This window comes from Sporosarcina ureilytica (genome assembly GCF_001753205.1).
Classification (GTDB): Bacteria; Bacillota; Bacilli; order Bacillales_A; family Planococcaceae; genus Sporosarcina; species Sporosarcina ureilytica.
Window position 1 is genome coordinate 25,206 of record NZ_CP017560.1, and the last position, 25,539, is coordinate 50,744.

Consider the following 25,539-nt stretch of genomic DNA (forward strand, 5'->3'; position numbering starts at 1 on the left):
ATTCACAAACTGTACACATCGTATCGGTTAGATTCATCGTAGTTATTTTCCAAATACCAATTCTGTTACACTAGTAACCAACATGATAATAGTACAGTTTACGGTGTGCTGTATTCACAAGGATACGTGCCGAAAGAAGACCTACAGTCAAATAAAAAAAGAAGCATTGCGATAATCACAATGCTTCGGCGCAAATTGTCAATAATTCGATTTTACGGATGTTTCTTACTTTCAAATTGAAATTTCTTCAATCGCATCTTTTATAATTGAAAGCATCTCGTCTAGCTCACTGTAGGACGCAGCAAGCGGAGGCATAAAGACAATGACATCACCTAGCGGACGAGTGAGCAATCCATTTTCCCTCATGCGGATCGTCGCATGATAAGCCGCTCGTTTTTCTGCAGGAAAGGCTTTTTTCGTTGCTTTTTCCTCAACTAGTTCAATCCCACAAATTAGACCAAGTTTCCGGATGTCACCCACATGTGGAAGCGCAGCAATTTGTTCTAACTTCTCGCTTACATAGGAAGACTTTTTGGCAGCTTCATCTACTAAGTTTTCACGTTCAAAAATATCCAAGTTTGCGAGTGCCGCTGCACAACCTAGTTGATTTCCAGTATATGAATGCCCATGGAAGAATGTTTTCATTTCCGAATAATCGGCGTAGAAAGCATTATAAATACGTTCACTTGTTAATGTTGCCGCAATCGGTAAGTATCCACCTGTAATTCCTTTGGCAATCGTCATAATATCAGGTTGTACATTTTCATGTTCGACAGCGAACATTTTTCCGGTACGGCCAAAGCCTGTGGCCACCTCATCTACAATAAGAAAAACATCAAATTCCCGGCAAAGTTTTTCCAGTCCTTTTAAATAGCCAGGAGGCATTAAATTCATACCGCCAGCACCCTGTACCATGGACTCAACAAATACGCCCGCAATTTCATCACTATTCTCTTCAAATAATTCTCGTACTGCTTGCAATGATTCTTCTTTCGCAATGTCTCCATTTCCTGATGGGTGATGATAAGCAGAAGGAAAAGGAATTGTATAAGATGCAAACATTAATTTACTGTACATTCGGTGATACAAGTCTATTGCGCCGACACTCATGGCACCAACTGTATCGCCGTGGTATCCATTACTAAGCGCTACAAATTTTGTTTTCTTTTTATTTCCTTCGTTTTGCCAATATTGATAAGCCATTTTAATAGCGATTTCGACTGATGTTGCACCGCTATCGGAGTAAAATACACGTGATAAAGATTCCGGAGCAATTTCAATCAACCTTGCTGCAAGTTTAATAGAAGGGATATTCATTGCACCAAGTAAAGTCGAATGGGCGATTGAATCAAGTTGATTTTTAATCGCTTCGTTAATCTCCTCTTTACGGTGACCGTGAACGTTCAACCAAAGAGAAGAATACGCATCCAAATATTCTTTCCCGTGGATGTCCTTCACTCTTACACCTTCACCACTCGCAATGATCAGTGGATTTTCTTCATAATCCTTCATCTGTGTAAAAGGAAGCCACATATGTTTATTACCTAATTCGTATAACTGTTCTGCTTGCAATTCATCCAACTGTACTGTTTGCACGTTTATCCCCCACCTTCAAGTTTTCAACATCCCATGTACGAACAATTGATGAACGAAATTGTTGGTTTAATAGGTTGTCTTCAATATTTTCTATATAAGGAATTGTCCCGATAACGGGTAAGCATGTAATTTTTTTGATCATCCGGATATTATCTTCTTCAATTGCCTTTTCATCGTTATTCGTATTTGAAAATACAATCCCTGCAATGGAAATATCGCGATTTCTCAATGCCTCTACCGTTAAAATCGTATGATTGATTGTCCCAACGCCTGTCCTTGCGACAATAATTGCCGGTAGTTCGCCTGCTTGCATGAGATCTAGAACACAATATCCTTCATTGTTTAAAGGAACATATAAACCTCCCGCTCCCTCAACTAATAAATGCTTCGGGCTGGATGCTCTTCGTTTCAATTGCCTTTCTAATTCACCTACGTCAATCGACTTTCCTTCAATCGCCGCTGCATAATGTGGAGAACTTGGCTTTTTGAATAAATATGTATATCTTTTCTCCCCTTCTTGTGCAAGAACGGCCTTATATTGTTCGACATCCGGGGCGATAAGTTGTCCATCGATATACTCCCCTCCACTTTGGACCGGCTTAAAAAAATCGATTGTTATTCCGTTGTCAATTAAAGCTTGACCAAGTAAAACTGTTGTCACTGTTTTTCCAGCATCGGTATCTGTGCCACAAATAAAAAAACCAGCCATTCTATTACCCTCCCCCACGTGAGTTAACCATTATCACTTTCAGGTTAACACAACTATAAATAGATTACAATTCAATTCAGAAGAGAGCGATAAATGTGAAACTAGTTGTAAAAGATACTATAGGGAATACTGAAATGCTGAATTCTAGTGGCTATAGGGTTTTCATTCCATCGGTACGATAGGTGATACTTGAAAATTTTGCAAAAGTTTAACTTCATCAATACATATTACAAAACTAGTACAAATAAGCTATAATGGTCCATGCAAATCTCATAATATATGGGCTTGCTTTACGTGGTTCGAAACCATCCCACGATAAAAAACTAAGGAGATAGGAATATGAGAGGTAAATCTTTAGCGATAAACGGTATTATCGCCGCTTTGTATGTCGCAGTATCATTATTAATTGCGCCACTTGCATTTTCAAGTGTCCAATTTCGGATTTCGGAAATTTTTAATCATCTTGTTGTGTTCAACAAGAAATACTTTTTTGGCATAGTCATTGGCGTCTTCGTTGCCAATTTATTTTCACCACTTGGTATGATTGACCTCGTTTTCGGGGTTGGTATGTCTGTGCTTGCGCTACTTGCAACCATTCTTTCAGCCAAGTTTATTAATGGCATTACACAACGCATGATTTTTAACATTGCGATGTTTGCAATTTTTTCTTTCTTAATTGCAATTGAGTTAGAAATTGTATTCGGCGTGCCATTTTGGATTGGCTGGCTCACAGTTGCGATAGGTGAAATCGTCGTTATGACAATCGGAATTCCGATTATGATTGCATTAAATAAACGATTAAATTTTAAAGAAATCGTTTAACATAATTAAGCACCCTGTTTAGTTGAAACGCTCAACTAAACAGGGTGCTTTTTATGATAAATATTTTTGTATATATGGACTAAACCATTCGTGAAATTGCTCTCACTTTAACGCGATACAAACATTTTTAGCTTCAGTGAAGAATTCAATACTGCTGTTTCCACCTTCGCGGCCAACACCGCTTTTCTTGAATCCGCCGAACGGAACGCGTAGATCGCGAACAAACCAGCAGTTCACCCAAATTGTTCCAGCACGGACATGGTGGGAAACACGGTGAGCTCTTTGGAGATTATCTGTCCAAATGACACCATTCAATCCGTATTCAGTATTATTTGCGATTTCAAGCGCTTCTTCTTCAGTATCAAAAGGAATTAATGTAACGATTGGCCCGAAAATTTCTTCTTGGCAAATTCGAGCATTCGGATCTTCTTGAATATAAATCGTCGGCTCTAAATAATAACCATCTTTTAAGTGTTCCGGCAGATCTGGTCGCTTTCCGCCATAAACTAAAGTCGAATTTTCTTCCTCGGCAATTTTCAAATAACTTGTCACTTTTTTATAATGCTCTTCACTTACAACTGGCCCCATATCTGTTTCTGCATCTTGTGGATCTCCAACTTTCAATTCTGAAGCAGCTTGTTTAAATCTTTCAACGAACTCATCAAAGATTGAACGTTGTACTAATATTCTTGATCCCGCCAGACATACTTGGCCTGAGTTCATGAAAGCAGCTTGGATAGATACCGGAATTGCTTTATCCAAGTTGGCATCTTCAAAGACAATATTCGCTGCCTTGCCGCCTAATTCAAATGAAACTTTCTTTAATGTATCAGCTCCATTTTTCATAATCGCTTTCCCTGTTGAAGTTTCTCCGGTAAAGGAAATTAAATCCACTTCAGGATGAGTCGTCATATATTCTCCAGCCGATTCTGTTCCAAATCCATGAATTACGTTAACGACGCCATCTGGAATTCCAGCTTCCTTCGCAATTTCGCCGAGTAAGGAAACCGTTAGCGGCGTCGTTTCTGCCGGTTTAATGACCGCTGTATTTCCAGCAGCTAAACATGGACCTAATTTCCAAGTCGTCAGCATGAACGGTAAATTCCATGGTGTGATTAAGGATGCAACACCTAGCGGCTCATAACGTGTGTAATTTAAGTATTCATCATCCATTGGATACGATTCGTTTCCTTTTTGCTCCATGAAGTCCGCAAAGAATTTTAAATTATTTGCCGCACGCGGAATCTCTCTTTCCAGTGCAACAGGATATGGTTTCCCAACGTCTTCTGCTTCCAACCTGGCAAGCTCATCTTTTCGTTCCATAATGATTTCTGCCATTCTGCGGATTTTAGCAGAACGCTCACTCAGCGTCATCGTACGCCAAGGTCCTTCTTCAAAAGCACGTCTTGCCGCATTACATGCACGGTCGACATCCTCATAGGAAGCCTCATGTACTTTCGCAATGACCTCTTGAGTTGCTGGATTTTTCACTTCGAATAAAGAATTACTGCTTGATTCTACATATTCTCCATCGATATATAGTTTAACTTCTTTTAATTTTGTACTCGTAGTGCTCATCATTTCATCCCTCAACTTTCAATTGACTTCTTTTTTTCACAGATTCACCAGCAATGCCCCAATGTTCAGCTTTCATTTCTTGAATCATAATACGAACACTTTCTTCCGGTGCCTCTAAGACTTCCGCTACAACATCCGTAACCTCGCGTATAAGACGTTCTTTTTTATCGGCAGAACGCCCTTCTAACATATTGATTTGAATAAAAGGCATCGTCTATTCCCCCTTCTTGTATTGATTTATTCAGTAAATGATGCTTCCAATGAGCCAATTCCATCAAAAGATACTGAGAAATGATCACCTGGTTCAATCGTAAATGCTTCAGATAAAGCACCGCTTAATACGATTTCGCCGGGTTTTATCGTTTGCCCTCTTTCGACTAATTTATTTGCCATCCAAGCTACCGCTCTTGCAGGGTGTCCCATTACAGCTGCCCCAGCGCTTGTTGCAATAACTTCTCCGTTTTTCTTAAAGACCATCCCCATTAAACGCAAATCTACATCTTCGACCTTGTATAACTTCTCACCAAAAATGTATCGGGACGATGATGAGTTATCCGCGATGACATCTGGCAATGTAAAGTTAAAATTACGATATCGGCTATCGATAATTTCCATCGCAGATGCAATATATGCAGTTGCATCTAAAATATCAGTTACTGAGATGCTTGGTCCTTTTACTTCTTTATTAAAGATGAATGCAATTTCCGGCTCAATTTTCGGATGAATTAGCGGCGCTATTGAAATTGGCTCTCCCTCATTTAACTGCATATTTTCAAGCAATACGCCGTAGGAAGGTTCGTGAACACCCATCATTTCTTGCTTTGCTTTACTCGTTAATCCCAATTTACGTCCTGAAATCTTGGTGTTCTCTTCTTTGCATTTTTTCTCAATTAAAGCTTCTTGAATTTCATAGCCTAGTTCCACGTCTAACTCTGGATATTGATCGACAAATTTATCTACTTCTGTTGCATTTCTTTCTGCTTCGAATAAGTCCGTTGCAATCTTTTGAATTACATCCACTTCTACAGCCTTCAAGAATATCACCTTCCATATTATTAGTTAAACTGTCAGTTGTTGATTTGCTAGTTCTCTTGCCACTTCAGTAATTAAATCTTCTTGGCCGCCAACTGCTTGCATTTTGCCAAGTTCAACTAATATGTCGCGTTCATCGACATTGAATTTCTTGGCAGCTTCTTGCGCAAATAATAAGAAGCTTGAATATACGCCTGAATATCCCATGATTAAACTTGCTTTTGTTACTTCTTGAGGTCTTGGCATTAACTCCGCAACAACGTCGTTTGCGACATCCATAATTGGATAAAGGTCTACGCCAGTCTTATAGCCTAGTCGATCAAAGACTGCAGTCAGTACTTCCGTTTGTGCATTCCCGCTGCCAGCACCTAAGCAGCGTAAACTGCCGTCAATATAAGTTGCACCTGCATCGACCGCTGCCATTGTGTTTGCAGTCGCGAGTGATAAGTTATTATGCGCATGGAACCCGATTTCACAGGATAAGTTTTCTTTCAGCGCTGATACACGTTCTGTTACTTCATGCGGTAAGAGTGCACCCGCCGAATCAGTTACATAAACAATTTCAGCCCCGTAACTTTCAAACAACTTTGCCTGTTCTACAATTTTTTCAGGCGGTGCCATATGCGCCATCATGAGAAAGCCGACCGTTTTTAAGCCAAGGTTTCTTCCGAGTTCAATATGTTGTTTTGCAACGTCTGCTTCTGTGACATGTGTCGCAACCCGAACCATTTTCGCACCGGCTTTTACTGCATCTTCAAGGTCATCTTTCGTTCCAATTCCCGGCACCAAAAGCACAGCTGCTTTCGCTTGACTGCAAACATCTGATGCTGCCTCAATTAACTTCAATTCATTCACTGCTGAAAAACCATATTGTAAAGAAGAACCGCCCAGTCCATCGCCGTGCGATACTTCGAAATATTCAACGCCAGCTTGATCTAATCCTTTTGCTACATCACGCACTTGCTGTTCTGTAAATGTGTGCCTGACAGCGTGACTTCCATCTCTTAACGTAACGTCCACAATATGTAGATCTCGTTTCATAACTAGCACCCCGCCTCTAAAATTTTCATACTAAAGCTAACTGCTTTTTAGCAATTTCATCCGCAACTTTTGTCGCCGCAGCGGTCATAATATCTAGATTTCCTGAGTACTTCGGGAAATAATCTCCCGCTCCTTCAACTTCAATAAAAACAGTTACTTGTTTACCATTAAAAATTGGCTCTCCGCGTAAACGATAGCCTGGTACATAAGTTTGAACAGCTTCAACTGTCTCTTTAATAGAGGCAATGATTGCTTCTACTTTTCCTTCTTCATCAATGAGCACATTGATCGTGTCACGCATAATAATTGGCGGTTCAGCCGGGTTTAAAATAATAATGGCTTTTCCTTTTTTCGCACGGCCAATTACTTCAATCGCATTTGACGTTGTCCGTGTAAACTCATCAATATTAGCACGTGTACCTGGTCCAGCACTTTTACTTGAAACAGTAGCCACGATTTCAGCATACTCTACAGCAGTTACTTCACTAATCGCGTGAACGATTGGAATCGTCGCTTGTCCACCGCAAGTGACCATATTAATGTTGTCAGCGTTTAAGTGTTCATCAAGGTTTGCAGTTGGCACAACAAATGGTCCAATTGCTGCAGGCGTCAAATCAATCAACTTTTTATCAATTGATTGTAATAACTCGGCATGACGTAAATGCGCTTTTGCACTCGTTGCATCAAAAACAATATCAAATAGATTGGGATTTTCCATAAGTCCATCTATACCATTATCAAAAGTTTGATAACCGCGCTCTTTTGCAAGCTTAAGCCCTTCAGATGCCGGGTCAATTCCAACCATGACACTCATTTCTAAATAGGGACTTCGTTCAATTTTATACATTAAGTCCGTGCCAATATTTCCTGAGCCGATAATACCAACTTTGTATTTTTTCATGTTGCAAACCCCTTTCTTATTGAAACGTTGCAGAGACTGAACCAATATGCGCGAACTCAGCGGTAAAAGTATCTCCTTTTTCAATCGGAACTGCTGCTGAAAGCGCACCGGATAATACCATTTCTCCTGCGTACAATGAAATATCATAGTTGCCTAATGCATTTGCCAGCCATGCGACCGCGCGTGCAGGGTTCCCTAACACAGCTGCTCCTGCGGCACTATCCAAAAACTTTCCATTTCGGTAAACAACCATGCCGATATGCGCTAAATCGACATCCTCAATATTTGTTGGTTTACCGCCCAAGATTGCCCTTGCAGAAGAGCCGTTATCCGCAACCGTATCTTCAAATTTAATTTCCCAATCGCGTATGCGGCTGTCGATGATTTCAAATGCCGGGGCGATATAATCCGTCGCTTCAAGCACGTCTATCACTGTGACACCGGGACCTTTTAAATCTTTCTTCAGTACAAAAGCAATTTCGAACTCCAACTTAGGCTGGATAAAGTCTTCTAGTGATACGGTTTCACCATCAAGTAAAATCATGTCATCTAATAAATGTCCGTAATCCGGTTCATTTACTTGAAACATATTTTGCATCACTTTACTTGTTAAACCAATTTTCTTTCCAACAATGACGGAGCCCTTTTCAACTTTTTCACGAATTTGTTCTAATTGAATCGCGTAAGCTTCATCAACTGTGAGCGTTGCATAATCACCTGTCAGCGGCGAAATTGCCTGCTTACTTTTTTCAGCTTTTAATAAACGTTCGGCACTTAATTGAACAACCATATTAATTCCTCCTCTACCTTCACCCTGCTCTTGCTAGACTTATCAAAAGTAGAGGACATGCGTCACTTTTCAAGCTGTACAAGCCAACTACGCGGTCCCCTACTAGTTTATAGAATCCTCTTCTAGCTATTGCGCTTAAGAGATTGGTAAAATAATTTTTGATTCCTTATTAGGTGTTCCATATGTGAAGTATTGCTCCGGAAGGTCCCCTCCGTACCACACAATCGCTTCAGCAAGACTATCTTCCGTCCATTTAACCGGTTTCCAGTCTGGATCTTGAATTAAGTAACCCGAATCACCGAACAACTCAACTCTATTTCCGCCTGGCTCATACACATACATAAAGTACGCTTGGCTGACTCCATGCTTCGCAGGACCAGATTCAATTTCAATGCCATTTTCTGCAAATAAATCTGCTAAATCCATAAGATGTTGTGGATAACCATACCAGTAAGCAATATGGTGGAAACGGCCTTTATGTCCGCCTTGGTCGGCCATTACTGCAATTTCATGTACAAGTGGACTTACACTTAGCCACGCCCCCAATTCAGCGCCATTATCCAAAACAACATGTTCACGTAATTTAAAGCCCAACTCATCAATCATGAAGTTTTTATTTTTCGTCACGTCGCTTGTCATCAGGTTGACATGATCCAAACGTCTTGCCGGAACCCCAATATTCGGTCTCTTCTGCGGACGGCTTTTAAGTTTTGTTTTCTGATCTTCAGGCGCCTCGTAATACTCAACATCCCAAAGCAATTCCATATTATGTCCGTCCGGTGTTTGGAATTCGTAAGCTGGACCATGGCCTAAATCTCCCTTATTCCAGCCCTTTCCATAACCGCTTTTTTCAAGTGATTGTACTCTGCGTTCTAACGCTTCTTTTGAACTTGCTCGCCACGCAGTATGTGCCATTCCTGCTTCTTTCGCTTCCGTGATTTTTAATGTATGGTGGTAAAAATCTTCATATGCTCTTAAATAGACGGATTGTCCTTGTTTTTCCGTTACTTGCAAGCCCATTAAATCTGTAAAAAACTTAACCGTTTCTTCTGGTTTTGGAGAGAATAGTTCCACGTGCGCTAACTGCGCTACATCAAAATTTGCCATTAAAAATACCCCCTAATTTTCCTTGTATATTGTCTTGCTTTAACCCCAGAGTTTGGTAGTCATGCCTACAACTTAGAACTCAAAGAACTGGCACTAAGCACCTCTTCCACTCAAGCCTTACATTTGTAAAGTCGTGTAAGAAATGTCGCTGACTGTCATATTTTTGCAAGATCACTTTTCCATCTACCACAGTGGCTGTTTGAACCCATTCTGCCACTCCCATTTTGACAAGTACCTCGTATTCACCAGAAGCCGGCAGCAAATAATAAGGGTCAATGACTATTTCAAGTACATCATGATTAACCCGGATTTTCCCCACCAACTCATAAGATCTACCCAAATATTCTTCAATCAAATCCATTCTTCCAGAACAAATCAGATTTCTAATTAATGTCGAACTGATTTTCTGGCCCTTACATCCAACTTCCTCAACTTTCAAAACATCTAATTTTCCGTCCGCATCTTCTGCCAATCTCCCCATATGCCCTTCTCCACGGTAACCATAGGTGAAATCAAAACCGGCCACGACATGTTCGACACCATATTGAAGAAGATATTCATAGACAAATTGCTTTGGCGATAGTGAGGCAAATCGCCTGTCAAATTCAACAATATAAAACTTTTCGACGCCCTTTTCATGGAGAACTTTTTGTTTCTCAGCCATTGGCATCAAATACTGAACCTTTTCACTGCCGCTTAAAAGCACTTCCTTCGGATGAGGAAAAAAACTCATGCACGCGAATCTAAGTTGACGTTCTTCAGCAATTCTCTTAGCTGACTCAATTACTTCTTGGTGGCCTAAATGCATCCCATCAAAAAAGCCAAGAGCAATGACACATGATTCTGCTTTAGACGGTACAATGTTTTGCGTTGAATGATTTAAATAAATCGTTTCCAAGTATTTCTCCCCCGTTCAGAAATGCCTAGACAGTTTCAACTACCTTTTCTTCTTTTAAGGATCGATATTTCCCATTATAGAAAAGCAAAGGCTCGCGATCTTCTATATGAATATCTGTCACCTTTCCAATAAAGAGCGCATGATCGCCTTCTACATGTTCATTAACAACTTCGCAAGTCACTTGTGCAACTGCACCCTCTAAAACGGACTGTCCACTTAATATGGCAAATGAAATGTCGATGTTCTCTTTTAACTGACCCGCAAAGTTCATAGATAGAATCTGCTGATCCTCAGCTAAAATATTCACTGCGTACTTTTTACTGCTTCTAATTTTCTCCAACATATGTGCCCGATTATCTATAGACACAACGACTAATTTAGGATGAAGCGAAAGTGACATGAAAGCGTTTGCAGTCATACCGTGAACATCATCTTCCAAATCTGTCGTAATCACTGTCACACCCGAAGCAAACTTCCCCATCGCTTTTCGAAATGTAAGGTCATCCATATGGTAATCCCTCCTATAATCTTTAGAGTTTAACCGCTTCTTTTTCAGTTGTGCTTTTCCAAATCTCATTCGTCCAACCATTTAAGTCATAATCACTTAACGCACTGTCAACAAATGATTTATACTGATCTGCCGCACCTGTTCCCAATGCATGGAAGTAAGTTTCCAATCGAATATTTTCATGGTTTCCAGCGTAATTGACTTCATATAGTTCATGTCTTCCTCCGAACTCAGTGCCAATTGCATCCCATACCATTTTCATTAACTTCACTCGATCTACTGCTTCAATATTCGTTCCGCCATAATACTTATCCAGGTATGGTCGAATATCTGGATTCAGGAAATCATTTGCACTTGATGGCAGTTGAATTAATCCACCTGCAATGACTTGTTCAAAAATCTGTTTAACTTTTACCCAAGTCATAGGTGCTAATACACGATACGAATTTGCATAAAATCCATTAGGTACCGCTAATCCGTTTTCCTTATATTCCGGCTCAGTCGCCATTGCTGTTGATAAGCCCCAGAACATATTTCGAAGCGCCAGTACTTCTCCAATATTCGCCTGCACACCTCTGAAATTATGCGTTCCTGCAGCCTCTGTCGCTTTTAATAGAAGCCCCGACATAAAATCTAATTTCACTGCAAGTCGTGTACATCCATGGAAAGTAAAGCGATTTACAAATCCAGACTGGCTCAGGAAATTATTAGAAACTTCTATATTTCTATAAGCAAGCACATTTTCCCAAGGGATAAACACATTATCTAAAACTATCACTGCATCGTTTTCATCGAAACGGCTGGATAATGGATAATCATATGGGGAGCCATTCTTAATCGCATTTAGTTCATAGGACTGTCTGCTAATCATTTTGACGCCTTCTGCATTCATCGGAACAAAGAAAATTAACGCATGACTTTGATCACCGCCGCCTAAATCAGTCGGGCCATAATTGGCTACAAAGTTATAATTTGTTAAAGCTGCCGCTGTCCCAACCATTTTGGCACCGCTTACAATGATTCCGTCATCTCTTTCTTTCACCGCACGAACGAACACATCTTTATTTTCGTGAAGAGGTTTTGAGCGATCCATTTGCGGATTAATAATCGTATGGTTAATAAACGGAACTTCTTTAGTCGCTTTTTTATACCATGCCCTTGCATTGTCTTCAAAGCCCTCATAGTAATCCGCATACCCTTCCAAATGACCTGTAAAAGATGCTTTATAATCTGGGGTTCTCCCCATAAAACCAAAGTTCATTTTTGACCATTCTGCAATCGCATCTCTTGCCTCTACTAAGTCTTGTGCACTTTTAGGTGTTTTAAAAAACTTATGTGTTCGATCCCCAAATTCCGTTTCAGCAGTTAAAATCTCCCTCTTTTCAGGATCATGCAGAGCATCATACATTCTTGCATAGGATTGTGCTGAATTTCGATAAGCAGGGTGTGTTGTGACGTCGTCAATCTTTTCACCATTTAGATAAACTACTCTTCCGTCTTGTAAACTTTCTAAGTACTCTTTTCCAGTTTGCATAAGTAAACTCCCCTCCATTTTATTTATTCTGAAGATTGCTACTAACCAAATAATACAAACTCTAAAAGGATAAAACAATGACAAAAACCTTCTAATAAAAATTGTTTTTCCAATCCTTTTTGTTTGTTTTCAATTTTCAAATCAAAAAATAAACCTTCATTCCTCTATGAATGAAGGTTGACTCTTTACTATATTTAGTTAATAGTTGCGGGGCTTTATACGAAAAAGAGCTTAATCCTTAATCCGATACCTGCAAATCTATACCATCTATTAATATGATAATTTGTAAGGCAAGTAATAGTTGATGCATATAGATGGGGTTACGTAAATCCTTATCAAGCATCTCCTCGATTTTAGAAATCCTATATCTTAAACCGCTAAGAGAAAGACCAATATTTAATGCGGTTTGTTCTAAATTCCCGCCATTTGAAAGGAAAGTATAAAGTGTTTTTAATAAGTCTATTTTCTTTTCATCTAAATCTTTCAAAAGGGGTCCTAACGCATGTTCAGCAATTTGTTTAACTTCTTTTTCATTGTTTTGATTAATAAGTGGTCCTATAATCCCTAACGATTCAAATGTTACGACTGAATTACTAATCGTGGTCATACGAAGGGCCGTTAATGCTTCATGATAACTGTCTTTTACTTTTCCAATTTGCGCCGAAGCTTTACTAATTCCAGAAAAAAAGCGAACCTCCGAAAAGTTTTTCGACAAAAATTGTAAAAAACCCTCCGCACAAACCCTCTTGTCCTTCCCCATTATAAATTTTTCGGGAATCAATAGTACAATGCCATTTGCTTTGTGCGTAATTAATATTCCTATATTTTTCTCGGTGAAATACTTATAGGTTAATTCCAAAACATTTCCATGGAATGCTAATTCATTTTTCAAATTTTTTTCTTTAAACTGGTATCGAACCGCAATAATACGAAACGCCTCCGAAAGATCAAGATGAATTAAGTTTCCTTTTCGTAATATCTCATTTTCATCTAGGTATTCGCCACGTAAAATATCTTCAAAAAAGTGTTCACGCAATCGCTGATCGGCGCCAAACTTTGTTTTTTCATTTAAAAGAAATAAAGAACTTATTGTTGCAACTCTTTCTAAAAGCATTTTATGGATTTTAAGTTCTATTTTTTTATTTTCCGGGTATACAAAAGAACAGTAGCCTATCATCTTGTCTTGCAAAATAATAGGGGTAACTAGCCGACTATGCTGATCCAATTTTACAAGTTCCGTGTTTTGAATAAGTCGCTCTTTTTTGTCAATAGCAAAATCCCTTCGAGTCTTCAGCAAGTAGTTCTTAAATTCCCTATTCAGTTCATCGAGGTCTACTTCGGGAATTCCTTTATAAGCCAGAACTTGGTGATGTTTGTCCGTAATCATACCTGGGATCCCCGTTTCAGCATAGACAATATTCGCAATCGATTCCAAATTGTTACCAAGCAGAATCTCCTGTGTCAACTTTTCGTGAATCAGAATACTTGTCTTCAAATTCTCTCTCTCTTCTATTAGCTGTTCATATGTTTTTTCCAATTCTTGTACAATAGGTGTGTCTTTATAGAAATCAAGTTCTTCTTTTATCTCCTCCCCCCACTGATCTAATGATTTAGCAATCCACCGACATTCTGAATACCCTTGCACCTCGCACGTTAATTCTTTAAATATTACCGTTTGATTACATATTTTCGATAAAAACCCACTCCCATAACCAGCTAGCGTATAACAATTTTGGTCTTTTACAATGCCAAATTGAGCAATATGTTGGACCGCTTCATATGAGTTTCTCCAAATTCCTTCCATCGAAATTGAATATTTGGCACTTACCTCACAAACCGCTTTAACCTCTAACTTTGTTACTACTACCGCCGCATTCCCCTGCATTTTATGAAGCTCTGGTCCATACAAAATTCTTTCTTTGACTGTATTTAAGTTCATCTTTAAGACTTTTTCTGCATCTTTCTCCCCTAATTTCCATCCATAGCGTAATAAAAAACCTTTCATTCTGTCATTTCCGATGTTTTCAATCAACTCTTTCCTAAGTGCCCCAAATGCCGCAATCGAAATCAAAAGTGAACGATCGTCCTGTATGAAAATTGACCCATTTCCCTTTTCATGAAGATTGTTAGTTAAAGTTAATTTATCCATACAAACCTCCATATCCCCTTTATACTTAGGCCGCACCCCTGTTGACTAATTCTTCCGACTTATGCGAATATAATTATACAGCAAGATGATTATTTAATACAGTATCCTGTTAATTTTTGGACTATGACTATCCTTACCGTGAAGTATGCGTGGTATATAGTCTGCCTACAAATCTTCTTGTTATTACTGTACTTCCACAAAGTATTGCTAGATTCCTAGGCACTACCGCCAAATCTTTCAACATCACTCAACTAATCCCGACAATTTTGTACTTGTTTTCCATTTTTAGCAATCATATTTCGATTAAATATTTATTCTTTTCTTACCGTTTAGTAGTATTAATATAGATTAATCAATTTCATAATCCAATAACGGTCAATATATAGTTTGGTCAATTATGAAATTGACTCTGTTGAGTTTAAACCGTTCTGAACTATATATTATATATTGTACCAACTTAGCGGTTTTAGGTAATTATAAAATTGACTCAGATAAAAGTTTTTTTACAAGAGGAGAAAATCTAAATGTACTTGACGATACCAGAAACAGCCGATTATTTAGGAATGCCCGTTAGCCAAGTAACAAAGTATGTGTTAGAAGGTCGTATTCGTGCAGTGGATGACGGTGAGCAGTTCATGATCAATAAAGAACAATTCAATAATTTTCACGACCACCTTGAAATCGCAAAACAGCAAATTGAGGAATGGCAAAAGAATTTTCTGTTGCCTGACCGCGATATTCGTGATGAAGACTAAAAATTGGACTAAAGATTCTATCGCTACCCGGGCGGAAGACACTCTTTAACTTGTGTTACAGCGCACCCTAGCACCAATAATTAAGGGGATGATGAACGCCCGTTGGCTGAATAAGCCAAAACTTTTTTTCTCCATACAACGTTTAGCACTTACGCCTTAGGGTATACAAAAGCATGGGCGGTCGATTAAATGGCAAACTAAAGCTACCTCTGAAAAGCGTCCAATCGAAGATTAGCGTTCAGAGGTAGTAGTTGACTCTTCAGCTCATTTTTAATTAGTTTAAAATCTGTTCTGCCAAACCACGTTCAATCACTTCCGAATCTGTCTGTCCATGTCCGATATTTTTATATTGCTAATACATTTCAGGCAACTCTTCGAACTGATAGGTGGATCTACATTTACTGCCGGGTTGATAATTAAAATGGCTTTTCTACAATAATCTTTCATCTATTGTGTTACTCCGTTTTCTCACGCACTAAGCGGTCATAAATACTCATCCTTACAACTTTCACTACTAGGTCCATTGCTTCGTTTTGTATTTACTTTCTATTCTAGAAAGTAACTTGCCAAGACGACTACCCCAGTACTATATTAATCACGTTTAGCCAGATATCCATGTACATAAATAACCGAAAAATACGTATACTACACTTTAATATTTGGTTTACCTCGAACAATGATTATGGTATAGTTGACAACTATTTAAATATCACCAAGTACCGGTAGGGGGAATTATGAAGAAAATATCAAAGGTTTTTTTTATAACAATCGTGCTAATTATAGTAACGGTTGGATATGGTGCCATTGCACCGGAAAGTTTTGAAGCCGTCACAGCAAATGTAAAGGACTTTGTTGCATCAACATTCGGCTGGTATTATATGCTGCTCATGTCATTTATGGTCGCGCTCGCTATATTTTTTGTGCTTAGTCCTTACGGGAAAATTCGTTTAGGAAAAGACAATGAACGCCCACAGTTTTCAACAACAACTTGGATTGCAATGCTCTTCTCAGCAGGTATGGGAATTGGCCTTGTTTTTTACGGTGCTGCCGAACCACTATCCCACTTTGCCATTAGCCCTGCTACAGAGGCACCCAACACAGCCGCTGCTTTCAAAGAAGGTTTAAGGCAATCGTATTTGCATTGGGGACTTCATGTTTGGGCAATGTATGGTGTGATTGCACTATCTTTAGCTTTCTTTCAATTTAGGAAAGGAGAGCCTGGTTTAATTTCAGCAACATTGAAGCCGATTTTCGGTAAAAAAATGGAGGGGCCATGGGGCATTCTCGTCGACGTATTAGCCGTCTTTGCCACATCTTTTGGTGTTGCAACGTCTCTCGGCTTCGGTGCTGTTCAAATTAATGCGGGACTCAATCATCTGTTTGGGATTGAAATTGGTATTCAATCACAATTTATCATTATCGCAGTTGTCACTGTCCTTTTCATTGCATCCGCATGGTCAGGACTTAGTAGGGGAATTAAATATTTATCTAATACAAACCTAGTTGTTGCACTCGTTCTACTTGTCCTAGTTGTGATTCTTGGACCAACATTACTCATTTTTAATATGTTCACCGAATCCTTCGGTAGTTATATTGCGAATTTAGTCGAAATGAGTATGCGTACCGCACCTTTGCATGAGGACAGACGCGATTGGTTAGATGGTTGGACCATCTTTTACTGGGCATGGTGGATTTCATGGGCGCCATTCGTTAGTATGTTTATCGCCCGGGTATCAAGAGGCCGAACAATTCAAGAGTTTTTAGTTGGCGTACTTGTAGCACCTACTATTTTAGGGGCTTTCTGGTTTGCTGTATTTGGCTCGACTGCAATTGATATTCAAATGAATGGCCTTGTTGATTTAACTCAATTCAGTACTGAATTGACAATTTTTGAAATGTTTGATGCAATGCCTTGGTCATTGTTCTTATCAATCGCAGCAATCATTTTAATCGCTTCATTCTTTATCACATCAGCGGATTCAGCAACATTCGTACTCGGCATGCAGTCCACTAACGGCTCTTTAACGCCGCCGAATAACGTTAAGCTTACTTGGGGACTTATCCAGTCAACCATTGCGGTCATTTTACTTTCTGTTAACGGATTAACCGCATTACAAAACACAATTATAATCGCAGCATTGCCATTCTCTTTTATATTGTTACTTATGGTCGTCTCTCTTATCAAGGCGCTTAGGGCCGAACTCCAATTAATGAAAAGAAAAAGATGACAATCACATCATTTCGCGTTGTATAAACACATAAAAACGCCTTTCATCTTAATTAACAAAAGATGAAAAGCGTTTTTCTTAACTAGTAATCAGTTCTTTTTTGCGTGCGCCAGCAATCTGGATAAAGTCATTGACCATAGCACTGCCTGTTGGATACATGCCAGCGCCTGGACCAACGAGCGTCAATGCACCTAAATATTCAGTTTCGACAATAATCGCATTGTCCACCCCATCAATTCCGTAAAAAGGATGATCAGGTCCGATTAATACAGGTTCTACAGTGCCTGAAAGGTTTCCATTTTCATCAATCTTAATATCTGCAATATGACGATAACGCAATCCGTTAGCCTCTAATACATCTTCTAGCTTTATTTTATCAATGCCTTGAATGTCGATTGTCTTCCATTCAGGTTGTTTGCCAAAAGCAAGTTGACTTAAAATCATTAATTTACGAAAAGCATCTTTCCCGCTAATATCATCCGTAGGGTCTGCTTCCGCATAGCCAAGATTTTGCGCTTCTTGGAGCGCAGCCTTAAACGACAGGCCTTCTTTTCTCATTTTCGTTAAGATAAAGTTCGATGTCCCGTTTAAAATTCCTTGTATTCGATGCACACGGTCACCTGTCAACAAATTTTTTACCGTTTGTATGATTGGAACGCCTCCAGCAGTTGTGGCTTCAAAGCCGATGTGCACCCCTTTTTCTACTGCTTGCTTAATTAATGCAGGACCATGAGCTGCGAACATTGTTTTGTTTGCTGTAATGACGTCATACCCTTTGGCAATTGCTTCAGATAAATACGTATATGCCGGTTCTTCTCCAACAATCGCTTCAAAAATTATATCAAGTTGTGGCTGACCAAAGACCTTCCGAATATCATCTGTTACTTGAACACCAGGCGTTGAAATTCTTTTTTTATCTGTATCTCGCACCAAAATCGTAGCAATTTCAATTGTAAAACCTGTCTGTTGTTCAATTTCTCTCTTTTTTTCATTAAGAATTCGGTAAATGCCTTCACCTACCGTACCGAAGCCAAGTATTGCGGCTTTGATTGTCGGCATGTTGCCACCTCCATAGATTGCCTAATAAAAATTCCCCACTTGTTAAATTCCGTCAAAAATCCATCATGGCCAAACTCCGAATTAATGAGACAAAACGAAGCATCTGGCAGTAGATGGGAAAATGAACGAATCGTTTCTGCCGGGTATATTAAATCATGTGTAAAACCAATCATCACCGTTTTCGCTTGGATCAATTTGGCACTTGCAGCGATACCGCCGCGCCCTCTTCCAATATCATGCGTATTTAATGCACGTAATAACGTACAGTAACTATTCGGGTCGAAATGTCCTGTAATCTTTTTGCCTACATGATGCAAATAAGATTCTACTTCATAGCCGCCTTGCTCCGATGCATTGCGTGCAAATCGCTCATTAAATAAATGATCCGAACGGTATGTGACCATGCCTGCCATTCGAGCTGTTTCAAATCCTTTTACTTTCGCTGCATCTTTATAATAACCGCCCGCATATTCCTCATCACTTTCAATGGCATGTAATCCGATGCAATTAAAGGCAATGCCATATGCACTTAAGGACGGTGTGACAGCAATTGGAATGAGTAAATCCATATCATCAGGATACATAACGCCCCACTCGAGTACGCGCATGCCGCCTAAAGATCCGCCTATTACGGTGTGTAACCGATCAATTCCTAGAACGGAAAGTGCTTTTCTTTCTGCATGGACCATATCCCTTATTGTAATATCTGGGAAATTCGTTCGGTAAGGTTCTTTTGTTTGTGGATGAAGCGTTAAAGGCCCCGTTGACCCATTACATCCACCGAGAACATTGAATGAAATGACTGAATACGTATCTGTATCAATGCTTTTTCCTTTACCAATTAACCCATCCCACCAACCAGGGCGCACTTCATCGCCGATGGTGCGATGGTTTCCTGTTAATGCATGACAAGCTAGTACAATTGGGGCATTATCTTTCTGAGCCCATTCATAAGCAAGATGGACTTGGTCGAGAACAATCCCAGACTCTAACGTTAATCTCCCGATGTTTACAGTTCCTGTCTCTACCAAAGTCTCCATCCCCCGTGTTTTCATTTTCTTACTTAGCACCCACTGGTACTGCTTTTTCAATTGCTTGTGCAAGGTCAGCAATAATATCTTCTGTCGACTCTAAGCCAACAGATAGACGAATTAACTCTTCCGATACTCCTGACTTTTCCAAATCCTCCGGACCCAGTTGTTGATGAGTCGTTGATGCCGGATGGATAATGAGTGACTTCGCATCCCCTACGTTCGCTACGTGCGACCAGATTTTTACATTGTCAATTACTTTACGCCCCGCCTCACGTCCGCCTTTAATTCCAAAGTTTACAATTGATCCATTTCCGTTTCTTAAGTACTTTTTGCTTGTTTCATAGGATGGATGATCTTCCAATCCGTTGTAAGTAACCCATTCAACAGATGGATGACTTTGTAGGTACTTTGCAATTTCAAGTGCATTCTCACAATGTTTTGGATAGCGTAAATGCAATGTTTCTAAACCTTGTAAGAAATTAAATGCATTGTCCGGGCTTAAGCAAGGTCCGAAATCACGTAATAGTTGAACACGTAACTTTGTTGCAAATGCTGCATTAGGTACATCAATACCGTAACGAAGTCCATGATATGTCTCGTCTGGCTCCGTAAATCCAGGGAACTTCCCTTTTGTCCAGTCAAACTTACCGCCATCTACGACAACACCGCCAATTGACGTACCATGGCCGCCAATCCATTTTGTTGCTGAATGAATGACAACATCAGCGCCAAACTCGATTGGATTACTACCATACGGCGTTGAAAACGTACTATCGATGAGTAGTGGAATATCGTTTTCATGCGCAACATTCGCAACTGCTTCAATATCTAGAACATGCAAACTCGGGTTAGCAATCGACTCTGCAAAAATAGCTTTTGTTTTCTCCGTAATTGCCGCGCGGAAGTTTTCCGGATCTGTTGCATCTACAAATTTCACATCGATGCCATAGCGTGGCAATGTCACCGCAAATAGATTATACGTACCACCATATAAGTTTTCTGCAGCAAGAATTTCATCTCCCGCACCCGCAATGTTTAAAATTGAAAATGCAATGGCCGCCATTCCAGAAGATAATCCAACTGCAGCAGTTCCTTTTTCAAGAAGTGCAATTCGCTCTTCAAATGCACCTACTGTAGGGTTTGTAATACGTGTATAAATATTACCCGCATCTTTTAAAGCAAATAAATTTTGTGCATGCTCTGTATCTTTGAAAACGAAAGAAGTCGTACGATGTATTGGCAATGCGCGTGATCCTGTAGTTGGATCCGGTTCTTGACCACCGTGTAATAGTAGTGTTTCAGGTTGATAGTTTGTCATGATTCATTACCTCCAGAATTTTTTTGATGGAAGTGCATGGACGATGGGGGAATTTTATGTATAAAAAAGAACCCCCTTCATAAAGAAGAGGGTTCCGCTTTCGCTTAATTCCTCCTCTCATCTCTCAGACCGTTTGCACGAATCTGTAGGAATTAGCACCTTTGCAAGTAGGTCACTTGCTGGTTGCCGGGCATCGTAGGGCCTATTCCCTCCGCCGCTCTTGATAAGAGTTTAATGATTCTGATTTCCATCTTGTTAAACAGTATAAGTCTGAGTAGATAGAAAAGTCAAGCGTTTTTTTAAAATTAAAAATCTATCCAAATTTTAATAGCAGTAGATAAAATTAATACCGCAAGAATCCATTGTAAAATTTTCGTATTCATCTTTTGACCAAGTTTCGCGCCTAACGGAGAAGCAATGATACTCGCAACGATCATAATTGCTGCCGGTACATATAAGACTTGGCCTGTTGCAACTTTTCCAATCGTTGAGCCAATCGACGAAATAAATGTGATACCAAGTGAAGTAGCAATCGTCATACGCATTGGAATCTTTAAAACGACCAACATAATTGGAACAAGAATAAATGCGCCCGCTGCCCCAACAATTCCTGCACCAATCCCAACAATAAAGGCTAATGAAGAAGCTAACCATTTGTTGAATGTTATTTCGCCGTCCGGATGCTGATCAACGTCCTTCTTAGGAATAAACATCATAATCGCAGCAATTGTCGCCAACACGCCATATACGAAATTAATGGCTCCTTCAGAAAGAAGGTTTGAACCGTATCCTCCGATAAAACTACCAATTAAAATACTGCCACCCATATAGAGAATAAGGCGCATATTAATGTAACCACTTTTACGGTATGCCCAAACACCAGCAATCGTGGCAAAGAATACTTGAATTGCACTAATTCCCGCAACTTCATGGGAAGTAAATGCGGCAAAACCAAGAAGCGGTGGGATATAAAGCAGCATCGGATATTTAATAATCGAACCGCCTATCCCGACCATTCCTGAAATAAAGGATCCAATAAAGCCGATAAGAAAGACAACGATAATTAACGTAATGTCCATGGCATTATCCCTTCTTTATCCAAAATGTGAATACGCCGTCCTCTTCCTTTTGATCTAGTAGTTCATGTCCGCCAGATTTCGACCATGCAGCTAAATCCGCCACTGAGCCCTTATCCGTTGTATAGATTTCTAACACTTCACCTTCTGCCATTTCTTTCATCGTATTTCTTGCTCTTACGACTGGCATTGGACAAGCCAACCCTTTTGCATCTAATTTTTTTGTAACGTTCATTTATATTCGCCCCTTTTTTAAATAAAATTTTTTTGCGCCAATTACTTGAGTCAATTTTTTAATTAACCATATACTAACAATTCCCGAACAATGTTGATTTCCGTTCCGGGCGGACGCTTTCCATGGGGCTGGCGGTGAGCCAATCGCAATTCGAGGATTGCGATTTGCCGTATTTCTGTGGTTTTTGCAGAAATTAAGGCATCCTGTTGGATATTCCTGCTCATAACGCTTCGCTTTTGCTAATCCCACAGGAGTCGCCGCCCTCCACTCCAATCAACAGAGTCACCTTTATAAAAGAACATTCAAAGTAGCTCTACACCTAACAATCGTATTCCACTTCAAAATAAGCAATTATGAAATTGATTCACTTATTAACATAAATACATTCGGTAAAACTAGATAAAATTGCTTACCTTTACCTAATCGCACAACGATTCGGGCCAATTTCCATTTCACGCTGCGTTGCTTCGTCTGGAGTAATCATTCCCATATTTGTTTTTCGAATGTCTTCGTAAGCATTCGGTTGAGGCGGTAAATTACCTGTCACAATCTGCCTAAACTCCGCTTCATCCTCAATCTGTAAGCCATGATTTTCTTTAAATAGAGTGCCTAGTTTTTCCTGCACGCTGCCATCGTCATTTAATTCTTCCATAATCATAAAATGCGCCGGTAACACAATTAGATCGTCTGCTAGTTTTGTGTAGCGATTGTATAATGTTTCTCGTAAATCGCCGACCCAATCTTCTGCCAACCCCGCAAGGTCCGGTCTACCAATCGAATCGATAAACAAAATGTCACCAGTCAATAAATACTTTTCATCGATAACAAAAGATGTCGATCCAATCGTATGACCTGGAGAGTAGATTGGTTGAATTGTAATTTTCGTGTTGCCAATTGTAATGTCCGTATTTTCTACCAATGCTTCATAAGAAAAAGTGACTTGCCCTGCATCTTTTGGAGGTAACCAATAGTTACCGCCCACTGCTTCTGCAATTGCTCTTCCACCTGAAATATGGTCAGCATGCAAATGCGAATCGATGGCATTCGTAATTGTTACATTTAAATCTTTGGCGAAATCCAAAAAGACATCTGTCATTCTCGTTGCGTCAATGACTGCAGCTCCCCCGTTTGAAACGACCATATAAGATAAGCAACCTTTACCAATCCGAACGAATTGATACAATTCACCGCCGCCATTTAAATCACCAATTTTCACTGGCGCTAAGTGCTCGCTCCAAGCCCCCATGCCGCCGACTAAATAACGCGCTTTCTTTCCTGCCTCTGCTAGCATCTCCGCGATCATAATAGAGGATTGTTCTTTTGCACAAACAACAACGACTTCATTGCTTGGTAATTGATCAATAATTTCTTCAACACCGTCCAGCAAATCGAAATACGGAATGTTTAGCGAAACAACATTATCGCCTTCGATTTTCCAATCGGCAAATGCCTCTTCATTTCTAACGTCTAAAATAAAAACATTTTCTTTTTGAATTACTTTTTTCGCCATTTCAGCGGCAGTCATTGCTTGAACTGACATTGATTAATTCCCCCTATTCGTTTTTTTCAATTGTCCCGTTCCACTCACTCATACCGGGAACGACATTATATACTTTCGAAAATCCTGCCTCTGATAACTTTTTCGCAACAGTATCACTGCGATTTCCCGTTCGGCAAATGACATAGACTTCACTTGATTTATCTATTGCGTTCGCTTGCTCATCCACTGTATTGAGAGGCATCGACTTTGCGCTTGGAATATGTCCAAATGCATATTCCGCCTCTTCCCGGACGTCAAGAAGAACGATATTTTGTTCGGTTTCTAACAAAGACGCCAATTGTTCGTTTGACACGACATGCGGGAATCTTTCTTCCTTTTCCTCAGCTTCGTTCGCTTTTCGTAAATAATGTTTCAACACTTCGCCTTCCTCAACCGTTCCGATATATTCATGCCCTGCGCTTTTTGCCCAAGCTTTTAAATCAGCTGTTGACCCTTTATCTGTCGCAGCTACTTCCACCACACTGCCTGGCGTTACTTCTTTCAAAGCTTTTCTTGTTTTAACGATTGGCATAGGACATGCTAATCCCTTTGCATCGATTTGATAATCTGAATGAATCAATTTAACCCCTCCTTTACGTATACATGTATGGGTATATAACTGGGTAAAAAAATTAGATAAATAAATTCACATTTCCATTTTCCGCTTCACCTAGATAAGCAGCGACACCTGCATATTCAATTTCCTCTAGCAACTCTTCCTGTTGCAGACCGAGTAAATCCATTGTCATCGTACACGCAACTAGATTCACATCTAACTCTTGTGCCATGTCAATTAGTTGTGGCAGGGTCATTGCATTATGCTTGTTAATCACATGTTTAATCATTTTTGGACCCATGCCAGCGAAATTCATTTTAGATATGCCCATTTTGTCAGCACCACGCGGCATCATTTTGCCAAACATTTTTTCCAAAAATCCTTTTTTCACAGGAACTTGCTGATCTTTTCTAAGTGCATTTAATCCCCAAAAAGTATGAAATATCGTTACTTCATGGTCGTACGCAGCAGCTCCGTTCGCGATAATGTACGCCGCCATCGCTTTATCATAATCACCGCTAAATAACACGATGGTCGTTTTTTTCTTTTCTGTCACTGTTCATCTTCTCCTTTACCCAAGGGGGTATAGTAATAAGTAAAAAAATATCTCTTCGCACTTACCCCTCCAGGTATATGGTAGGGTAAAAAAATATACAAGTGAATCGATATAATTGTCAAGGTTTTGTACCAATCAAGCGGGTACAAAACCTACAATAGACCGATTTATCGACTTTTCACCAATAAATCGACCGCCTCTTTGACAATGTCTTCATGCGTTCTAGTTTCCGAATCATCCATTTGGCGAATACATTCAACTAAATTGGCACTTACTATGACGCCGATTGTACGGTCAATCGCCGTTCTTGACGCAGATAATTGAGTAATCACATCTTTGCAGTCTTTCTCTTCTTCCATCATGCGTAAGATTCCTTTGATTTGGCCTTCAATTCTTTTTAATCGATTTTTTACTTTGTCGTCGTATTTCATTATTCTTCCTCCCTTCAGCAAAACTTGTATCCTCATCATATACCCCCTATAGTATATTGTCAAATAATAAAGTTTTGCTTCTTTTA

25 protein-coding genes and 2 riboswitches are annotated in these 25,539 nt (G+C 39.6%); of the genes, 3 read left to right on the forward strand and 22 right to left on the reverse strand.

All coding sequences use genetic code 11. The features are described 5' to 3' along the window. Nucleotides 1–231: 231 nt before the first annotated feature. Together bioA and bioD are read right to left on the reverse strand one after the other, a co-directional pair. Complete coding sequence (bioA, locus tag BI350_RS00125) at nucleotides 232–1,533, reverse strand: adenosylmethionine--8-amino-7-oxononanoate transaminase (protein ID WP_075529164.1); 1,302 nt, start codon at nucleotides 1,531–1,533, stop codon at nucleotides 232–234. A gap of 40 nt (nucleotides 1,534–1,573) precedes the next feature. Then, nucleotides 1,574–2,305: a dethiobiotin synthase gene (bioD, locus tag BI350_RS00130; protein ID WP_075526290.1), complete on the reverse strand. Its 732-nt coding sequence runs from the start codon at nucleotides 2,303–2,305 to the stop codon at nucleotides 1,574–1,576. 288 nt (nucleotides 2,306–2,593) lie between these two features. Further along, nucleotides 2,594–2,638: riboswitch (PreQ1 riboswitch) on the forward strand. Between the two features lie 6 nt (nucleotides 2,639–2,644). Here bioD and BI350_RS00135 point away from each other — a divergent pair. Next, a complete protein-coding gene (locus BI350_RS00135) occupies nucleotides 2,645–3,127 on the forward strand; it encodes a QueT transporter family protein (RefSeq protein ID WP_075526291.1) in 483 nt (160 codons plus the stop codon). 102 nt (nucleotides 3,128–3,229) lie between these two features. Here the strand turns inward: BI350_RS00135 and BI350_RS00140 are convergent, their stop codons facing one another. The 11 genes from BI350_RS00140 to BI350_RS00190 all read right to left on the reverse strand — a co-directional run bounded on the left by BI350_RS00140 (nucleotide 3,230) and on the right by BI350_RS00190 (nucleotide 14,665). Continuing rightward, a complete protein-coding gene (locus BI350_RS00140) occupies nucleotides 3,230–4,708 on the reverse strand; it encodes an aldehyde dehydrogenase (RefSeq protein WP_425423234.1) in 1,479 nt (492 codons plus the stop codon). A gap of 1 nt (nucleotide 4,709) precedes the next feature. Continuing rightward, nucleotides 4,710–4,916: a 2-hydroxymuconate tautomerase gene (locus tag BI350_RS00145; RefSeq protein ID WP_075526292.1), complete on the reverse strand. Its 207-nt coding sequence runs from the start codon at nucleotides 4,914–4,916 to the stop codon at nucleotides 4,710–4,712. Between the two features lie 26 nt (nucleotides 4,917–4,942). Continuing rightward, nucleotides 4,943–5,740, reverse strand: a complete 798-nt coding sequence (locus tag BI350_RS00150; RefSeq protein ID WP_082294920.1) for a 2-keto-4-pentenoate hydratase — start codon at nucleotides 5,738–5,740, stop codon at nucleotides 4,943–4,945. A 24-nt stretch (nucleotides 5,741–5,764) separates the two neighbouring features. Next, complete coding sequence (gene dmpG, locus BI350_RS00155) at nucleotides 5,765–6,778, reverse strand: 4-hydroxy-2-oxovalerate aldolase (RefSeq protein ID WP_075526293.1); 1,014 nt, start codon at nucleotides 6,776–6,778, stop codon at nucleotides 5,765–5,767. 25 nt (nucleotides 6,779–6,803) lie between these two features. Then, complete coding sequence (locus BI350_RS00160; RefSeq protein WP_075526294.1) at nucleotides 6,804–7,679, reverse strand: acetaldehyde dehydrogenase (acetylating); 876 nt, start codon at nucleotides 7,677–7,679, stop codon at nucleotides 6,804–6,806. A gap of 16 nt (nucleotides 7,680–7,695) precedes the next feature. After that, on the reverse strand, nucleotides 7,696–8,469 hold the full coding sequence (locus BI350_RS00165) for a 2-keto-4-pentenoate hydratase (protein ID WP_075526295.1): 774 nt from the start codon (nucleotides 8,467–8,469) through the stop codon (nucleotides 7,696–7,698). Between the two features lie 135 nt (nucleotides 8,470–8,604). Next, nucleotides 8,605–9,576, reverse strand: a complete 972-nt coding sequence (locus BI350_RS00170; protein WP_075526296.1) for a catechol 2,3-dioxygenase — start codon at nucleotides 9,574–9,576, stop codon at nucleotides 8,605–8,607. Nucleotides 9,577–9,655: 79 nt separating this feature from the next. Beyond that, complete coding sequence (locus BI350_RS00175) at nucleotides 9,656–10,474, reverse strand: FAD synthetase family protein (protein WP_075526297.1); 819 nt, start codon at nucleotides 10,472–10,474, stop codon at nucleotides 9,656–9,658. A 25-nt stretch (nucleotides 10,475–10,499) separates the two neighbouring features. Beyond that, nucleotides 10,500–10,982 carry a flavin reductase family protein gene (locus BI350_RS00180; RefSeq protein ID WP_075526298.1) on the reverse strand — a complete coding sequence of 161 codons (483 nt, stop codon included), beginning with the start codon at nucleotides 10,980–10,982 and terminating at the stop codon, nucleotides 10,500–10,502. A 22-nt stretch (nucleotides 10,983–11,004) separates the two neighbouring features. After that, entirely contained in the window at nucleotides 11,005–12,516 is a 1,512-nt protein-coding gene (locus tag BI350_RS00185; RefSeq protein ID WP_075526299.1) for a 4-hydroxyphenylacetate 3-hydroxylase family protein, read from the reverse strand. 238 nt (nucleotides 12,517–12,754) lie between these two features. Beyond that, nucleotides 12,755–14,665: a XylR N-terminal domain-containing protein gene (locus BI350_RS00190; RefSeq protein WP_075526300.1), complete on the reverse strand. Its 1,911-nt coding sequence runs from the start codon at nucleotides 14,663–14,665 to the stop codon at nucleotides 12,755–12,757. A 524-nt stretch (nucleotides 14,666–15,189) separates the two neighbouring features. Between BI350_RS00190 and BI350_RS00195 the strand changes: the two genes are divergently transcribed. Beyond that, nucleotides 15,190–15,420 carry an excisionase family DNA-binding protein gene (locus tag BI350_RS00195; protein ID WP_075526301.1) on the forward strand — a complete coding sequence of 77 codons (231 nt, stop codon included), beginning with the start codon at nucleotides 15,190–15,192 and terminating at the stop codon, nucleotides 15,418–15,420. A 734-nt stretch (nucleotides 15,421–16,154) separates the two neighbouring features. Next, entirely contained in the window at nucleotides 16,155–17,648 is a 1,494-nt protein-coding gene (locus BI350_RS00200) for a BCCT family transporter (protein ID WP_075526302.1), read from the forward strand. A 78-nt stretch (nucleotides 17,649–17,726) separates the two neighbouring features. On the opposite strand, the gene BI350_RS00205 is transcribed toward BI350_RS00200, so the two are convergent. The 9 genes from BI350_RS00205 to BI350_RS00250 form a co-directional block, all read right to left on the reverse strand. Next, nucleotides 17,727–18,707, reverse strand: coding sequence for a homoserine dehydrogenase (locus tag BI350_RS00205; RefSeq protein WP_075526303.1), 981 nt, complete (start codon nucleotides 18,705–18,707; stop codon nucleotides 17,727–17,729). Further along, the gene (gene metX / locus BI350_RS00210; RefSeq protein WP_075526304.1) at nucleotides 18,665–19,747 is read right to left on the reverse strand and encodes a homoserine O-acetyltransferase MetX; all 1,083 of its coding nucleotides are present in this window, start codon (nucleotides 19,745–19,747) and stop codon (nucleotides 18,665–18,667) included. Before metX ends, BI350_RS00205 begins: the two co-directional genes overlap by 43 nt. Before the next feature lie 19 nt (nucleotides 19,748–19,766). Beyond that, on the reverse strand, nucleotides 19,767–21,059 hold the full coding sequence (locus BI350_RS00215; protein ID WP_075526305.1) for an O-acetylhomoserine aminocarboxypropyltransferase/cysteine synthase family protein: 1,293 nt from the start codon (nucleotides 21,057–21,059) through the stop codon (nucleotides 19,767–19,769). Nucleotides 21,060–21,173: 114 nt separating this feature from the next. Beyond that, a riboswitch (SAM riboswitch) is annotated at nucleotides 21,174–21,289 on the reverse strand. A gap of 75 nt (nucleotides 21,290–21,364) precedes the next feature. Beyond that, nucleotides 21,365–22,138 (reverse strand): sulfite exporter TauE/SafE family protein, encoded by a 774-nt coding sequence (locus tag BI350_RS00220; protein ID WP_075526306.1) that lies wholly within the window; start codon nucleotides 22,136–22,138, stop codon nucleotides 21,365–21,367. 4 nt (nucleotides 22,139–22,142) lie between these two features. Continuing rightward, complete coding sequence (locus tag BI350_RS00225) at nucleotides 22,143–22,370, reverse strand: sulfurtransferase TusA family protein (RefSeq protein ID WP_075526307.1); 228 nt, start codon at nucleotides 22,368–22,370, stop codon at nucleotides 22,143–22,145. 415 nt (nucleotides 22,371–22,785) lie between these two features. Further along, a complete protein-coding gene (locus BI350_RS00235) occupies nucleotides 22,786–23,910 on the reverse strand; it encodes an MBL fold metallo-hydrolase (protein ID WP_075526309.1) in 1,125 nt (374 codons plus the stop codon). A gap of 13 nt (nucleotides 23,911–23,923) precedes the next feature. Then, the gene (locus tag BI350_RS00240; protein ID WP_082295139.1) at nucleotides 23,924–24,487 is read right to left on the reverse strand and encodes a sulfurtransferase TusA family protein; all 564 of its coding nucleotides are present in this window, start codon (nucleotides 24,485–24,487) and stop codon (nucleotides 23,924–23,926) included. A 55-nt stretch (nucleotides 24,488–24,542) separates the two neighbouring features. After that, the gene (locus tag BI350_RS00245) at nucleotides 24,543–25,022 is read right to left on the reverse strand and encodes a DsrE/DsrF/DrsH-like family protein (protein WP_075526310.1); all 480 of its coding nucleotides are present in this window, start codon (nucleotides 25,020–25,022) and stop codon (nucleotides 24,543–24,545) included. Nucleotides 25,023–25,189: 167 nt separating this feature from the next. Beyond that, a complete protein-coding gene (locus tag BI350_RS00250) occupies nucleotides 25,190–25,453 on the reverse strand; it encodes a metal-sensitive transcriptional regulator (protein WP_075526311.1) in 264 nt (87 codons plus the stop codon). Between the last annotated feature and the right edge of the window lie 86 nt (nucleotides 25,454–25,539).

Excerpts from the sequence above, each read along its gene's own strand:
- bioA (WP_075529164.1), bottom strand. The coding sequence starts at position 1,533 with ATGTGGCTTCCTTTTACACAGATGAAGGATTATGAAGAAAATCCACTG.
- bioD (WP_075526290.1), bottom strand. The coding sequence starts at position 2,305 with ATGGCTGGTTTTTTTATTTGTGGCACAGATACCGATGCTGGAAAAACA.
- BI350_RS00135 (WP_075526291.1), top strand. The coding sequence starts at position 2,645 with ATGAGAGGTAAATCTTTAGCGATAAACGGTATTATCGCCGCTTTGTAT.
- BI350_RS00140 (WP_425423234.1), bottom strand. The coding sequence starts at position 4,708 with ATGATGAGCACTACGAGTACAAAATTAAAAGAAGTTAAACTATATATC.
- BI350_RS00145 (WP_075526292.1), bottom strand. The coding sequence starts at position 4,916 with ATGCCTTTTATTCAAATCAATATGTTAGAAGGGCGTTCTGCCGATAAA.
- dmpG (WP_075526293.1), bottom strand. The coding sequence starts at position 6,778 with ATGAAACGAGATCTACATATTGTGGACGTTACGTTAAGAGATGGAAGT.
- BI350_RS00160 (WP_075526294.1), bottom strand. The coding sequence starts at position 7,679 with ATGAAAAAATACAAAGTTGGTATTATCGGCTCAGGAAATATTGGCACG.
- BI350_RS00165 (WP_075526295.1), bottom strand. The coding sequence starts at position 8,469 with ATGGTTGTTCAATTAAGTGCCGAACGTTTATTAAAAGCTGAAAAAAGT.
- BI350_RS00170 (WP_075526296.1), bottom strand. The coding sequence starts at position 9,576 with ATGGCAAATTTTGATGTAGCGCAGTTAGCGCACGTGGAACTATTCTCT.
- BI350_RS00180 (WP_075526298.1), bottom strand. The coding sequence starts at position 10,982 with ATGGATGACCTTACATTTCGAAAAGCGATGGGGAAGTTTGCTTCGGGT.
- BI350_RS00185 (WP_075526299.1), bottom strand. The coding sequence starts at position 12,516 with ATGCAAACTGGAAAAGAGTACTTAGAAAGTTTACAAGACGGAAGAGTA.
- BI350_RS00190 (WP_075526300.1), bottom strand. The coding sequence starts at position 14,665 with ATGGATAAATTAACTTTAACTAACAATCTTCATGAAAAGGGAAATGGG.
- BI350_RS00195 (WP_075526301.1), top strand. The coding sequence starts at position 15,190 with ATGTACTTGACGATACCAGAAACAGCCGATTATTTAGGAATGCCCGTT.
- BI350_RS00200 (WP_075526302.1), top strand. The coding sequence starts at position 16,155 with ATGAAGAAAATATCAAAGGTTTTTTTTATAACAATCGTGCTAATTATA.
- BI350_RS00205 (WP_075526303.1), bottom strand. The coding sequence starts at position 18,707 with ATGCCGACAATCAAAGCCGCAATACTTGGCTTCGGTACGGTAGGTGAA.
- metX (WP_075526304.1), bottom strand. The coding sequence starts at position 19,747 with ATGGAGACTTTGGTAGAGACAGGAACTGTAAACATCGGGAGATTAACG.
- BI350_RS00215 (WP_075526305.1), bottom strand. The coding sequence starts at position 21,059 with ATGACAAACTATCAACCTGAAACACTACTATTACACGGTGGTCAAGAA.
- BI350_RS00220 (WP_075526306.1), bottom strand. The coding sequence starts at position 22,138 with ATGGACATTACGTTAATTATCGTTGTCTTTCTTATCGGCTTTATTGGA.
- BI350_RS00225 (WP_075526307.1), bottom strand. The coding sequence starts at position 22,370 with ATGAACGTTACAAAAAAATTAGATGCAAAAGGGTTGGCTTGTCCAATG.
- BI350_RS00235 (WP_075526309.1), bottom strand. The coding sequence starts at position 23,910 with ATGTCAGTTCAAGCAATGACTGCCGCTGAAATGGCGAAAAAAGTAATT.
- BI350_RS00250 (WP_075526311.1), bottom strand. The coding sequence starts at position 25,453 with ATGAAATACGACGACAAAGTAAAAAATCGATTAAAAAGAATTGAAGGC.